Here is a 265-nt window from a genome sequence, read left to right on the forward strand (position 1 = left end):
TCCGCTATTTCCGTTATGTCTATCGATTGGAACTGTTTACCGTACGCCATATACGGGTACGCTTTAATCGGGTAACAAGGCAAGTTTATATTCAGCGCCCTAAATATTGCGGCGGTACCGTTGTATTTAAATGGGATCATATTATGCCGGGTAACTTTGGTGATAGTGGTTCGGATATGGATGGCACCAATATGGTGAATTTAATTGTTTTTCATCCTTATAAAACGGGTTTTCCTATTGCTCACTCAGTCGGGATAGGGAAAAA

At 41.1% G+C, this 265-nt stretch carries 1 pseudogene; it reads left to right on the forward strand.

Going from position 1 to position 265, the window contains the following annotated elements:
- Positions 1–265: pseudogene (locus H3T96_RS14685) on the forward strand (hypothetical protein); the annotation flags it as partial.

This window comes from Gilliamella sp. W8136, from assembly GCF_016101285.1.
Lineage (GTDB): Bacteria > Pseudomonadota > Gammaproteobacteria > Enterobacterales > Orbaceae > Gilliamella > Gilliamella apicola_N.